We start from the raw sequence: 13,560 nt of genomic DNA on the forward strand, positions 1-13,560 counted from the left end.
CCTGCAGGGCGGCTGCCGGCTGTTCCGTCCTGCGTTGGCGATTGTGCGCTGGTTGGGCGCGATTGGCAAGCGAGCGGCGTCAGCCGTTCGCGGTTTTGGCAAGCTCGGCAATGCGGTCGGTGCAGACCTCGTGCACGACCCGCCCGAGTTCCTCGACCCGGGTGCCGAGCCAGGCGAGTTCCTCTTCGCTGATCCGGTAATGTTTCGAGTAGCGCGCCTTCACATAGGCGTCCTTCAGCTTCTGGAACATCGCGCGCTCCTTGCGCGTGTCCTCGGGCCAGATGCCGTATAGGCGCCGGTCGAGCCCCTCGGCCAATGAGCGCAGGAACGCGATATTGTGGTTGTAAGGCACGTAGAAGGTGAGCGTCAGAAGCAGGCCGGCGTAGAAGCGCTCGGTCGCTTGGTGCATTAGGAACGCCGATTCCTTCGGACGATTCTGCTTCATCAAATTCCGAGCGGTCGTGAGCCAAACCACGGCGCTCGGATAATACTCATTGAAATAGTCGCGCGCGGCTTCCAGCGCTTGCTCGGGGGTCTTGGGCGTCGGCGTGCGCAGCTCGCGACCGTCGGCCGCGTAGAGCGCGATGCCGTCTTTCGCGACCTCGATGAAGAACACCCGGCCATGCGCCAGACCGTCGTTCACCTCGTGCAGCGAGTGGACGATGAAATTGACCGGGGTCTTTAGCGTCTTCTCGATCGTATAGCCGCGGACCAGGCGCTCCTCGGCCTTTGCCCAATACACCGCGCGGTCGGTCAGCTCCTTCTGGCTGACGATCACCAATATGTCGAAATCGGACTTGTACTGGTTGGCCGATGCCGGTGCATCGACCCAGTCGCCGCGCGCATACGAACCGAACAGGATGATCTTGAGGATGCGAGCACCCTTGCGCCGCCCGGTGGCGTTCTCGGTCGCGGCACGAAACTCCTCGAATATGATCTCGACGATCCTGTCGAGTTCGCGCTGCTTGGCGAGCGGAAGATGGTCGAGATCGGTTCGCATCGTTCGCAAATTGTCCGTCAGCCATCCTCCGATGGCAAGACCCTCTGCGACATTTCCCCGAAATGACGCGTCGTTACGCCGGGATAGCGGGGCTGCTAATAATCCACGCCGAGGATTAAGCGGGCCGTCTGATGTAGCCATCCGGCGTTCCTGCAATGGCGGCAGGTCCGCTCTGTTGGACGATCGGGAAAGGCTCCTTCAGGAGCATAGATTGGGAAAGCAGACGCGCCCGGGGGGGGGGGGCGAACCGGCGCATCAGTCTCGCACGCTAAAATCGATCATTGATTGCCCCAGCCGTCAGCCCTGGAAGCGGTCCTTCGAAACGCCGTTGCTGTTGGTAGCGGGCTGCGCCCGACATGCACGCTTGCGACAAGGTTTGGCTGTGACAGGGCCTCACTTCAAATGACTTGAAATCCGCTCTTCTGAAAACCGCGACCGTGCCAGCTCTTGTCAGAAAAAATCGATAGCACAATAAACTAAAAATTATACTATATTTATCTTTAAATCAATTCATCAAATTTGATCGAAATATTCGCAATCTATTTAATATAGGTCAATTTTTATTGCCAATGATCAAATTATTTTCGTCATTATACTGCATATATATTATTTTTTATGCGCATTTTATAAGTGTTCGCGCCATTTGTCGTTAACGTCCACAAATGAGACAGCATAGATGCAAGCATCTATTTTGCTTGAATCATTTTGGGACGTCGCATAGATGATCGTTCGACCGAAAGGTCTAATACGAAGGTGAGAGTCGGACGACGGCTTCGAGCCTCCGGGGGTCGCGAAAGAACGTAGTTTTTCAGGGGCCGGCGGTGGTGCCGGTAGCGACGGGGGCGTGTGCGTGAAACAGAACGGGGGGATCAAGCGCGGTCGCGCGCTGGCCGCAATCGCGTGCACCGTAATCCTGGCCTCCGCCGTTGCGGCGACGGATGCCGATGCTGCCCCATCCGCAGATAACCGCGTCATTGCGATCGACCTTCGTGCCAGGGTCGCGCCGCGGTGCGGTGTAAAGGATGGCAGCCGCGGCTCGATCGACGCCAATCAAGATCTTGAGGATGCCGCGCGGCTGACGCTACGGATCGGGCTGGACTGCAACACGCCTTATGCCTTCGGGGTCACCGCCTCGCACGGTGCGCTGGTCAATCTTGATGTCGCCGACGACCATTCCGGTTATGCTTTCCGCAAGGTCTACGGTCTTGCCGTCACCCTGAACACGGATGCGGGCGCGGTTCACAGCACCCGGTGCCGCTCGACAGATCTCGTGCAGGGGGGGCGTTGTGCATTCGCCGGAAACGCCGTTGGCGAAGGCTTAAAATCGGGCCGCGGCATCTCCATCGACCGCGATGCCGTGCTGACGATCGATTGGCCGAGCCAATCGACTCTGCCGCGCCGCCTCGCGCCCGGACATTATCGCGACACGCTGACCATCACCGTCGGAGCCAACGCATGACCGATTATCGGCCACGCGCGGTGATCGGCGCAACCGCATTCGGGACGCCACCGGTCTCCCGATACTCGAAGGGGAAGCCCTTCGCCAATGAACCGGTCGACAGCCGGCATTCGCCTGCACAAGAGGAGAAATGAAGTGAAGCGCATTGTTTTTGCGGCGGCTACCGCTGCCATGATTGCCGGCTATGCCGGCGCCGCCTCGGCGGCCGACGTCAGCAAGCAGATCGACATCAACGCGTCGGTCGGCAGCAAGTGCGGCATCTCGGCTCAGCAGTCGGTCGTCACGCTCGGCGACATCACCGATGCCAACGCCAAGGTCCGTTCGGCCGTGACTCAGGAAATCGCCACCGGCCTGAATAACGACAACATCGTCGCGTTCTGCAACGCCCCGAACAGCACGGTCACCGTGACCCGCGCGGTGCTGGCGCGCGACGGCTCGTCGGGCAATGGCCTGGTCGATGGCGGGTTCGCGCAGTTCGTCCGCTACAATCTCGACAGCTCGATCGGCGGCGTTGCGCTCGATTCGACCTCGACCGATGGCGGCTCGCAGGTCGCGGCTCGTTTTGGCGGCCACGACAGCCTGAGCGAAGCCAGCACCCACGTCTTCTTCACGCCGGCTGCCGCGAACGGCGCGCCGGTCGCGTCGTCGAACGGCTCGACGCCGACCTCGACGAACTGGACGTCGCTGACCGACCGCAGGCTGGCTGCCGGCACCTATACGGGTTACGTGAACATCACGCTGACCCCGGGCGCCTGATCTCCGTGGAACGAGGAGGGAGCCGGCTGGCGCCGGCTCCCTTTATCTATTTGGTCATCGCTTGGACGATACCGGTTGGTGACCATATCCCAAACGTAGAGGCGTCGCCTGACGATGTTTCATGATGTTGTACGCCGCCTGTCCGGCGCGCGCGTTAGATTTGGTCGGCGCAGCCTTGCTGCAACGGCGGTTGCTTTGGCCTTTCTGGTCGCTGCACCATTATCCGCGCTCGATGTTCAGCCGATCATTATCGATCTGCTATCGGCGGGGCGCCGCGCCGCATCGATCGTCACGCTGCGCAATACCTATTCGGATTCCGTTCCTGTCGAGGTGACGGTTCACCCGATCAAGGTGGTGGACGGACAGTTACAGGAAATGGAAAACGAGCCGGCCGACAACCTGCTTGTATTTCCGGCTCAGGCGATCGTTCCCGGCGGCCAGACGCAAGCGTTTCGCGTGCAATGGGTTGGCGATCCCGAGCCGGCCAAGAGCGAACATTATTACGTTACCGTCGCGCAATTGCCGGTGGAACTGACTGGCGATCAGAACGCGATCCAGGTGCTCCACCGCTTTCGCGTGCTCGTCAATGTCGGTGCCGAGGACGGCAAGGCCGACCTCAAGGTTGTTGCCACGAAGATCGCGACATCTGCCGACGGCAAGCCACAACCGATCGTCAGCATCACCAATCAGGGCAACACATACGGCTATGTCGGACACGACAAGATGACGATCACCCAGACCGGACGCGACGGCAAGCAGGTGTTTCGCCAGACCTATCAGCCCGAACAGATCCAGCAATATATGGGCCTGGGCCTCGTCCCGTCCGGCGAAACGCGTATCCTGCCGATCGGCATCGATCTGCCACAAGCCGACGGCACGATCAGCATCGACATCAGCTCGGCAGACACCAACTAACGATGCGCCGCTGGGGGGTGGCACTGGCTGGCGTAAGCACCCTGGCCCTGGCGGGCCGGGCCGACGCCTTCGTCTCGAATGCGGCCGCGCCGCCGCCGATGACAATGCCCAGTGGATTGTCGACGCAGCAGGGGCGCCTCAATACAACCGGTCGCGACATCCCGCTCGGCGGACCGCTCAACGACAACGGCTTCATTCTCGGCGACATTTCTTACACGCTGAAAGCCGACGACACGATCGTCATAGACGCGCAGGCGTTGGTAACGCTGCTCAAGCAGGCGCTGGCGCCGGCCACCTGGCAACAAATTGCTACCACGATCGGCAACCGTCAGACGATTACCGCTCAGGAATTGGGCGCGCTCGGGGTGCCGGTGACGTACGATCCGGCAACTTTCGGGTTGAAGCTGACGATCCGTGCCGCGGATCGCCCGACCAAAACGATCAGCCTGACCGGCGGCTACGAACCGGTGACCGGAAAGCTCGAGACGCCCGCCGGCTTTTCGGCCTATCTGACCGCTTTTGCCAACGAAGATTATGTTCACCGGGGGGCCGATACCGGATTTCAGAATCCGAACATCTTGCTCGACGGCGCGGCACGCATGGATGGAGTGGTGCTCGAAAGCGAGGCCACGGTGCAGGATCGCTTCGCCAGGCAATCGACGCGACTGGTCTATGACGATATCGCGCATACCGAGCGGTTTTCGCTCGGCGATCTCGAGCCAATATCACGCGGATTTTCGGGTGCCAGCCCGGTTGCCGGCGTTTCGGTTTCGCGCGTCTATTCGGATCTCAAGCCTCAGTTGAACATTCAGCCGCGAGGTCAGCAATCTTTCACCTTGATCCGTTCCTCGACGGTCGAGACGATCGTCAACGGTCAGGTTGTCCAGCAGACGCGGCTTGGCCCTGGCACATACAGCCTGCGTGATTTCCCATTTGCGCAGGGGAGCAACAACGTAAATCTCGTAATTCGCGACGATTCGGGCAGAGTCGACACGATCAACTTCTCGATCGATTTCGATCGTAACCTGCTCGCCAAGGGTCTGACCGAATTCGGGCTCTACGCTGGTGTCCGCGCTCCGTATACGCTTGGCGGGCGGAAATATACCGGCACGCCAATGGCCGAAGGCTTCTATCGCCACGGCTTTACCGACCAGTTCACCGCCGGTGGCAATTTCCAGGCAAACAGTCACGGCGTCGTCGCCGGCGGTGAGGTTGTCATGGCGACATCGATCGGGACGATCTCCACCAATCTCGCCGCGTCGGACATCCGTCACCTCGGCACCGGATTTGCGCTGAACGTCGGCTATGAATTGACGTTCGGCACCGAGTCCAATCACGTCCGTTCGCTTACCGCGTCGGTGCAGACGATGAGCCGGCAGTTCGGAACGCCCGATATCCCTTATGCCGACAATCCCTACAAATTGCAGGTCGGCGCCACTTACTCGCAGAACATCGGTCGGGACCAATACGTCAGCCTCGACAGCTATTACGCGTTCGCTCGCGGCAGTGTTCACGACCAGGCGTCGTTCCGACTGACATATGGCTGGCGCGCAACGACGCGCACCTTGATCACCGCCGAGGCGATCTATGATAATCGCGGCATCGGCAGCGATTACGGGTTTCGCCTATCGATCATGCGCCGGTTCGGCCGCGAGTCGACCGCCGAGGCTGAGGTCGATACTCGCGATGGTCGCGCGCGCCTGTCATACGAGGCGTCGCATGGCACCGGCGTCGGATCCTATGATGCGTCGGCGTCGATCGATCGCACCGATCAGGCGGTGGCGGTCAATGCCAATCTCACCTCGATCCAGAACCGGGCCGAGCTCAGCGTTGCGCATACCACGTCGTTCTCGAGCGATGGCGGCGCGATCACCGATCAGCGCACGTCGGCCCGGATCGCTACATCGATCGCCTTCGCCGACGGCCACCTCGCGCTGGCACGGCCGATCTACGACAGCTTCGCCATGGTTGTCCCGCATCGGACGCTGGACGGTGCGCCGGTTTATATCGATCCCAATGACAAACATTATCTCGCACGATCCGGCGCCTACGGCCCCGCCGTCGCGCCGGAACTGAGCGCCTATTCGCCGCGTGTGCTCACCTATGACGTGCCGAAGGCGCCGATCGGTTATGATATCGGTTCGGGCGCAGCCCAGTTCATGCCACCCTATCGCGCAGGCTATGTACTCGAAGTCGGCTCGGATTATTCAGTAACCTATACCGGACAACTGCTGCAGCCTGATGGCACACCGCTATCGTTGAAGGCCGGCGAAGTGACCGAAGTTAGCCGCCCTGGCCGCGCAGCGATCGAGATGTTCACCAATCGCGACGGCCGTTTTGCGGCCCAGGGCTTGCGTCCGGGGGCCTGGCACGTCGAAATCGTTAAGGGTGATCGCAAGCTGGTATACACAATTACGGTCCCGACCGATGCCAAGGGGCTGGTGCGCGGCGGCACGCTCAAGCCAGAGGTCAAGCCATGAACAAGTGGATGCATATTATCACCTTGCTGCTGTGCGCAGTCGGCTTCAGTTCGACAGCTCACGCCCGATGTGCCGAGTTCGACACGTCTTCCGGCGAAACGTCGCTGCGCTACAATCCGTTCGATCCCGGCGGCGTGTTCCGCATCTTTACGCTGCGCATCAAGCGTCTCGACCCACAGGCCACTTCGGTCAGGATCTTATTTGCTGATCCGGATACCACAACCGGCGTGGCTGGGATCGGCCCGCAGGATGTCGGCCGCTTCGATCTGCGCTGGACCCAGGATGCCGGACGCGAGGTGCTCGCTACAGGCGCGGAGCAACCCAATCCCACCAACGGCGTCCTGATCGGTTTCGGTCCAGGCCGGAGCGGCGATCTCGTCACCACCACCTTCCGGCTGTATGTGCAATCGGGGCAGAGCATCCCGGCAGGCGACTATGTCCAGCCGCTCGACGTCCGGTTCGTCTGCTATGCTGGCGGACAGACGGTGCTCGACGGTCCCGATGTCCAGCCTGGAGGCCGGGTTGCGCTGTATCTGACGGTGCCGCAGGAAATCCTGACTTATATCGGTTCGCCTGGCCTGCATCACGGTGATATCGATTTCGGAACGCTGCAATCGAACCAGCCGATTGCGCCTCGCAGTCTGATTGTAACCGCCCAGACGACCGTGCCCTACGATATCGACGTCGACGAGGATAACCACGGCCTCAAAAAGAGAGGGGATTCGGGCGGTGAAGATTTTGTTCTTCCCTACCGTCTGTCACTGTCTGGATTGCCGGTTGGCGACCGGCAGCGCGTATCGTGTCCGCGCACGCCGGTACCGACTGGCCGCCATCACCGCCTTGATGTTTCTATCGAGCAAAGCGAGGTCGCGAAGGCCCCGGCTGGCGATTATCATGACGTAGTGACGCTGACCTTCTCGCCTCGTCTAGGGCTCGCTGGCGGCACCAATTGCGCTGTTTCGATGCGTTGAGCGCTACCTCAGAATCGGATGCCCTTGGGCTCGGCATAAATCGTCAGGCGGGTCAGATCGGGCACCGAGTCGCCCAGAACGAGTTGCAGATGGCGCTGACGGTCAGCCGGCACATTGCTATCGACCAAAACGGTCTCGACGGCGTCAGGCTCGATCGCGATTTGTTGGCCATCGATCAGCAGGCTGGCGTCTTCGACTCCGGCCGGGTGGCTCAAGACGAGCCGATAGCCATCGACATCGTTGCATAACTCGGTGATCCGCCCGAGATCGTTTAGACCCGCGTGTAAAGGGGAAAAATCGCCGTCGATGCTCGCGCGGCACACCGTCGGAACGACACCCGTGACGGTGAAGCTACTCGCGGCTGCGGCATAGGCGGGCGTGGCGCACAGAGTCGCCGCAGCAACCAATATGTATTTGGCGGTCTGAGTGCTCATCTGCACCTACTCCTTCAGGTGCGGTGATAGCCAACGACAATGAAACTACATGAAATTAAATAGGTTAAAATATTGTAAACCTTCTCCAACTGGAGCAGCAGCTCGGTTGGCTCATAATTTGCCGCGTGGTGAAGGAATCTAGCTGTAAACACATCAGCCGGTCGATGTTGCTGCGACTTTCTTCGGCGAGAGGTCGCGGGAGCTCGGATAACTCGTCGCTCTGCCCGACCTGAAAGTCGCCGACGTCGCACGCCAGCTTGGGGAGCCTGAATACAAGATGTCCCGATGTATCACGGGCGCGCTCGGTTTTCGGAACTTCAACCAGATGACCAATGTCTACCGCTTGGAAGAAGCGAAGCGGAAGCTCGCCGACCCGGCTTTGGACCATTTGCCGATCCTGACAATCGCGCTTGACTGCGGCTTTGGTTCGATCGGTCCGTTCAACCGCTTTTTCAAGGCGGAAACCGGCATCACCCCCCAAACATTTCCGACGATCAATTCGATTAGGTGCGCCCCTTCCGGTCGTTGCGGACCTCGTTCGGTCCGATGAACCGATGGCGGGTTTCGAAGAGGCGATTTGGAGCGTTGAACGTCAGCAATGTTGGCGGTTGCGGACGCGGCGACGACGGCTTCGGGAGCCGGCGGCATTCGACTAAATTGCCTTGTTCGCCGGTTGGGCTTTGACCGCCGGCTAACGCCAGAACCAGGCATTCGCTCAGCGCGGAACGGTACGGCAGCAATAGCGAACCGTCCGCATTCTCTCCCAGATTTTGTATTGTCCGGCTTTTTCAGGGCTGGAATCCTCATATCCCTGCAGCCAGAAGCGAAACCAATCTAGGTTGCGCTCGTAAGCAGCAAGTTTATGCCGCGGCTGAAACTTTTGATGAGGCTCATTTGGAAAGACGTACAGATCCGCCTTATGCGCTCGGATCAGAGGAATCGCATAGTTCAACGCCATTATGTATTCCTGCTCAGGCATCTGCATCAGGATTGGCGCCTGCATGCTGGCGAGATTGTTTTCTTCGGCCAGCGCCTTCCATCGCTTTGAGGTGCTGCGAGGCGCGCCAAGCTGCCAATCTTTTTTCAAGCCATCAAAGAATACCTTCCCTTTGAGGCTGCCGAACAGGTAATAATTCGATGTAATCCCTGGCGACGTGACCGACGCCGCCGCCAGCAGGTCTGATTTCATTTCGGTCCAGAGCGTAACTTCGCTGCCGAAGCTCAATCCCCCCATGCCGACTCTGGTACGATCGATCCTTCCTTCCGATGCCAAAAGATCGATTGCGCTTTCTACGCCGGAGAGGGCTTGGTTGTAGCGGGCAACGCCATCAAGAATGTAGCCGGGTGGATTGTTGATACAGAGGGCGGAAATGCCGCTTTCGGCCAACGACGCCAGCGGCCATTCGTCACCAACGCCACCCCGAAGGAAACCGGGACAGTTGTAGTAGGTGATAAACAACGGCGGGGGCGATGCCAAAGCGCCACGCGCCGGTATGAATTGACCAGTAAATATCTGTCCCTTTGCATCCGACCAACGCAGCAATTCCGCCGAGACGCTTCCCTTGATCTCCTGTGCCAAAGCGGCGTTCGGATCAAACAGGACCTGTCGCTCACCGGTGGTGAGATCAACTCTTTCGAGGCGTGGCGGTTGTTCCGCAGCCGACGTCACGCAAATCAATACGTCAGATGACGAGCCGCAATGACTGGCCCGATCGCGGCCACCATTGATCAAACCACGCGACCGGACAACCGGCTCCACGTTTCCCGATCGGACGTTCCAGCGATATATGGACTGCGCCAGTCCCTCATTTGGATCGGTGACGGTGAATAACACTTCATCGCTACCCGGCCGCCACTGGATCCCGCTGATGTTCTGACCCGTGCATAATATAGCCTGACACCTGATCAGCCTGGACGCGGCTTTCTCCGGTAGCATTACCAGCTCGATCCCAGGCTTTTGCAGCATCCCTGCGGCTTGGCCTACACGCCTCAGGAGGGCGATACGTCCTTTGTCGTCGATCGCCAGCGCGGATGCGTCCGGTAGTATCTCATCAGCCGTCGGCGTCCTCGGCGGTGCGTAGGAAGTTGCTAGATCGTGAGCTTGCCCGGTGTTTAATTCGATTGCTTCCCAGCGGCTGGGAACGCTCGCAAGCAGGGGGACGCGATCGAACCAGATCGGTCCGTAACGTTGTGTCTCGGGTTTTCCGCCAATGTATCCCGACCGAAAGAGCGACTGACCGATCGGGATTCTCGCATCAATTCGGATACCGCGGTCATATTCCGCTTTCTCGGCTCGTCGCACCTCTTCCCGTGTAGCGCCGAAGCTCACTCGCAACATTTCTCCATCCGCACTCACCGACATGTCGCGCACATCAGCCGCATTCTGCGTTACCGGTTCCGCTCTCGATCCGTCAGCCGCCGCCCGCCAGACTGCAACTCTGCCAGCCATCAGGGCGCGGAAGTAGATCCACTTGCTGTCTGGCGACCAGAAGGCCGCGGCGGGCAAGGAAATCCCTGCCGAATCTCGCAAGGGTATGCCGCCATCCGCAATCCGGCGTGGCGGGAAGCGTCCGCCTGTATCCTGGACATACCAGAGCGAGTCATAAGTGTTGCGCTCAATGGAAGCCTGCTCCACCCGAAAGGCAACCAATTTACCGTCGGGCGACACAACAGGATTCCCGATGTCGGCGACCTCGACGAGCGCCCGTGGTGAGACGGAATTGGCATGAGCGGCAATGGTCAGGGCAAGGAAACCTGCGATCGCGAAGGCGATCACCCGCAAGGCGCGCAGCCTTCCAATAGCCGAAATCAATGCGTTGACACGAACTAGCGGCTTGGGAGTCATCTTTGCCGCTCCTCAGAAATGCTTGGAGATTGAAAAACTCACGAACCGACCAATCGCCGAATAATTAGTCGAATCGTATGGCACGGCGTAGGCCGCGTTGGTGGTCGGCGAGTATAAAGGTGGTGATTGATCGAACAGGTTGTTGACCGATAGCGAGAAGATAATTCCGGAAAGAGCGCTTTCATTCTCTTTCGTCTTATACCGAACTGTGGCATCAACCGTCGTGAATGAATCCGTTTCTTCTTGCCGAACCGTATCTCTTACGCCAGCTTTGTAGTTGACGAACGCCGCAGTGGAGAGATCACCCGCGTCCCAGACTACGCCGCCGCGCCCCGTGAACCGTGCCGGATTGAACAAGGTACCGGCGAGGTCGTAGGGAGCTTGGGCAGAACTGACCTGCTGCCTGCTGTTCAGCCAGCTCAATGATCCCCGCAGTGTGATTCTGCTGGTCTTTAGGTCGATCCGATACGACCCCGTGACATCGAGACCTCGGATGCGCTGCCGCGCGGCATTCAGATATTGGAGGTTGATAATGCCCACGACATTGGCGGGATCGTAAGGCGCACCCGCGAAATTGAAAAAGCCGGCGGCAGAACTGATCACTGCCGCCTGCTCGGCGGGCTTCGGCGAGTTATCAATGAATTGGGCGTAAATGGGATTGCTCAGAGCCTGGGACGAATTGGTGATCGGCTGAACCGCGCGATCGGTGTAATCGATGTGAAATCCCGTCAGTTCGACGTCGAGGCCCGGCACGTGCGCAGGGTGAAATTGGATCGACGCGCTCAATGTCGTGGCCTTTTCCGGCTTCAGATTCGGATTTCCGCCATAATTCACGAGCACCGTGGCGTTGGCGGGATATCCGCTTCCGCCGAACGGGACCGGGGAATAGAGATAAGCGTATTTCGTCTGGAATTGCTGGAGAAGAGTGGGCGCCTTGAAAGATTTGCCCCAAGACGTCTTCAAGGTGAAGTCCGCGGTGGGTTCATAGATTAGCCCGGCTTCTGGCGTCGCAATCCCACCGAAGCTGTTATAATCTTCGCCGCGAACAGCGGCGGTAAGAACGAGACGCCTGATCCCAGCCAGGTTTGTCTTGGGGCCAATCAATGGCAGGTTGAGCTCCGCGTAGGCAAATTTCGCGCTCTCGCGCCCGTTCACCTCGACTGTTCCAGTAGCGCGCTGAAATTGCTCGAATGTGTTTCTGCGATAGCCACCACCAATTGCCAGTCGCGCGTCGCCACCGGGCAGCACGAATAGCGGCCCCTGAGCGCTTGCATCATAAGCGAGACTTTCGTTGCAGAAGCAATCATTGGATATGACGGTAATCTGGCCCGACGTGAGGTTCGTCGATGTTTGGTGCTGGATCTGATCATTCTTGGCCCAGGCACCACCAAGGGTAATCGTCCAATCCCCGGGCAAGGAAAAATCGATGCCGGGTGCGACGAAGGTGGCCGTATCCTTCGAACGAATACGGTTCATCCCGCCGATGTAGTAATTATAGTGCTGATCGCGTTGCGACCTCATCGCGTCCATGTGGATTGTGATCGTCTTCGACACACGCTGATGGGCGCTGATCAGGCCGCTTTGTAGGGTACTGCCAGGATAAACGGTCGTTGGGTCGATCAGAAAATCTGCATAGCCGCGCTGACGGGCGTAGATCGGATCGATCGACGTATGTTCGTAGGCCGCGATGAACCCGCCAGTGGACCATCTGGTCCCGGCCGTGCCGGAAAATTCATAGGTGGCAAGACCTCCGTCCGTTGCCCCACCGATGCGTCCGCCGATTGTGAGCCCCTCAAAATCGCGTTTCAGGATTACGTTGCCGACGCCGCCAACGGCATCGGACCCATAGATCGCCGACGCCCCATCCGGAACGATCTCGATACGGTCCACGGCCTCCAGAGGGATGGCACTGATGTCAACCGACTGGGCTATGCCGCCATAGGCGAGGCGCCGCCCGTTCAGGAGCGTCAAGGTGGCGTCGGGCCCAAGGCCCCTCAGATTCAACCCCGAGCCACCGGTGACATTCTGGTTTGCGAGGCCGGCACCAGAGACATTCCCGCTGCTCACACCAGGATTTTGTCCGCCCGAGAAATTTTCGGGTATATTGCGGATCAGCTCGCCCAAATCGGTGAAGCCTTCCTCACGTATCTGCTTCTCGCCGATGACGATGACCGGCGAAGGCGTGAGAGCACCGCGAATTCGCGATCCCGTGACCAGGATCTCCCCGCCTTCGTCCGCACCCGCTGCCTCAGCGGTCGACGGGCCCTTCCCTGTCGAACCGACGGCGTCGTAAGCGGAACGGGTTAGTTCGGCAGAAGCGCTAGTCGCCACAACGGTATAAGTCTGTGCGCCGGTCTTCTGCGCGGTTAGCCCAGTACCGGCGAACAAGCGGGCCAGCGCTTCGTCCACTGTCATGTCGCCATGCACCGCATTGGTGCGCTTACCCTGCGTCACGTTGCGGGCGGCGATGATCTGGATATCGGCCTGATGCCCAAGCGTGCGGACCGCATCCTGAGCTGTCATTGCGGGAATATCGAACGACTTGGTCTGCGCTTCTGCCGGTGCAGCTGAAGCCACGCAAACGATCGCGCTCGACGCCATCAGAATATCGCGCGTCATCCCCATGCTGGTTCCCCCCATTCTCGGCCGCATCTTGCACCCGGTTCGACAGGAAGAGACCCGAGCGGCGAGTTTCCTTCG

At 59.5% G+C, this 13,560-nt stretch carries 10 protein-coding genes; 6 read left to right on the forward strand and 4 right to left on the reverse strand.

The window, feature by feature from the left end:
* Positions 1–79: 79 nt before the first annotated feature.
* Complete coding sequence (locus tag K7G81_RS00480; protein WP_223028789.1) at positions 80–1,000, reverse strand: HEPN domain-containing protein; 921 nt, start codon at positions 998–1,000, stop codon at positions 80–82.
* An 850-nt stretch (positions 1,001–1,850) separates the two neighbouring features.
* On the opposite strand from K7G81_RS00480, the gene K7G81_RS00485 reads away from it, so the two are divergent.
* From K7G81_RS00485 to K7G81_RS00505, 5 genes are all read left to right on the forward strand, one after another.
* Positions 1,851–2,459, forward strand: coding sequence for a hypothetical protein (locus K7G81_RS00485; protein ID WP_223028790.1), 609 nt, complete (start codon positions 1,851–1,853; stop codon positions 2,457–2,459).
* Positions 2,460–2,594: 135 nt separating this feature from the next.
* The gene (locus K7G81_RS00490) at positions 2,595–3,215 is read left to right on the forward strand and encodes a hypothetical protein (RefSeq protein WP_223028791.1); all 621 of its coding nucleotides are present in this window, start codon (positions 2,595–2,597) and stop codon (positions 3,213–3,215) included.
* A 195-nt stretch (positions 3,216–3,410) separates the two neighbouring features.
* On the forward strand, positions 3,411–4,130 hold the full coding sequence (locus tag K7G81_RS00495; RefSeq protein ID WP_223028792.1) for a fimbria/pilus periplasmic chaperone: 720 nt from the start codon (positions 3,411–3,413) through the stop codon (positions 4,128–4,130).
* A 2-nt stretch (positions 4,131–4,132) separates the two neighbouring features.
* On the forward strand, positions 4,133–6,610 hold the full coding sequence (locus K7G81_RS00500) for a fimbria/pilus outer membrane usher protein (protein ID WP_223028793.1): 2,478 nt from the start codon (positions 4,133–4,135) through the stop codon (positions 6,608–6,610).
* The gene (locus K7G81_RS00505; protein ID WP_223028794.1) at positions 6,607–7,581 is read left to right on the forward strand and encodes a hypothetical protein; all 975 of its coding nucleotides are present in this window, start codon (positions 6,607–6,609) and stop codon (positions 7,579–7,581) included. Before K7G81_RS00500 ends, K7G81_RS00505 begins: the two co-directional genes overlap by 4 nt.
* A gap of 8 nt (positions 7,582–7,589) precedes the next feature.
* Here K7G81_RS00505 and K7G81_RS00510 read toward each other — a convergent pair whose 3' ends face one another.
* The gene (locus K7G81_RS00510) at positions 7,590–8,015 is read right to left on the reverse strand and encodes a hypothetical protein (protein WP_223028795.1); all 426 of its coding nucleotides are present in this window, start codon (positions 8,013–8,015) and stop codon (positions 7,590–7,592) included.
* A gap of 229 nt (positions 8,016–8,244) precedes the next feature.
* Between K7G81_RS00510 and K7G81_RS00515 the strand changes: the two genes are divergently transcribed.
* Positions 8,245–8,565, forward strand: coding sequence for a helix-turn-helix domain-containing protein (locus tag K7G81_RS00515; protein ID WP_255586539.1), 321 nt, complete (start codon positions 8,245–8,247; stop codon positions 8,563–8,565).
* A 165-nt stretch (positions 8,566–8,730) separates the two neighbouring features.
* On the opposite strand, the gene K7G81_RS00520 is transcribed toward K7G81_RS00515, so the two are convergent.
* Together K7G81_RS00520 and K7G81_RS00525 are read right to left on the reverse strand one after the other, a co-directional pair.
* Positions 8,731–10,860, reverse strand: a complete 2,130-nt coding sequence (locus K7G81_RS00520) for an Atxe2 family lasso peptide isopeptidase (protein WP_223028797.1) — start codon at positions 10,858–10,860, stop codon at positions 8,731–8,733.
* A gap of 12 nt (positions 10,861–10,872) precedes the next feature.
* Positions 10,873–13,485 carry a TonB-dependent receptor gene (locus K7G81_RS00525; RefSeq protein WP_223028798.1) on the reverse strand — a complete coding sequence of 871 codons (2,613 nt, stop codon included), beginning with the start codon at positions 13,483–13,485 and terminating at the stop codon, positions 10,873–10,875.
* Positions 13,486–13,560 lie beyond the last annotated feature (75 nt).

This window comes from Hephaestia mangrovi (genome assembly GCF_019880555.1).
In the GTDB taxonomy this organism is placed as follows: Bacteria; Pseudomonadota; Alphaproteobacteria; order Sphingomonadales; family Sphingomonadaceae; genus Sphingomonas; species Sphingomonas mangrovi.

What these genes read in the sequence shown, in the direction of transcription:
- K7G81_RS00505 (WP_223028794.1), top strand. Translation starts at nt 6,607, where the DNA reads ATGAACAAGTGGATGCATATTATCACCTTGCTGCTGTGCGCAGTCGGC.
- K7G81_RS00500 (WP_223028793.1), top strand. Translation starts at nt 4,133, where the DNA reads ATGCGCCGCTGGGGGGTGGCACTGGCTGGCGTAAGCACCCTGGCCCTG.
- K7G81_RS00525 (WP_223028798.1), bottom strand. Translation starts at nt 13,485, where the DNA reads ATGGGGATGACGCGCGATATTCTGATGGCGTCGAGCGCGATCGTTTGC.
- K7G81_RS00480 (WP_223028789.1), bottom strand. Translation starts at nt 1,000, where the DNA reads ATGCGAACCGATCTCGACCATCTTCCGCTCGCCAAGCAGCGCGAACTC.
- K7G81_RS00520 (WP_223028797.1), bottom strand. Translation starts at nt 10,860, where the DNA reads ATGACTCCCAAGCCGCTAGTTCGTGTCAACGCATTGATTTCGGCTATT.
- K7G81_RS00510 (WP_223028795.1), bottom strand. Translation starts at nt 8,015, where the DNA reads ATGAGCACTCAGACCGCCAAATACATATTGGTTGCTGCGGCGACTCTG.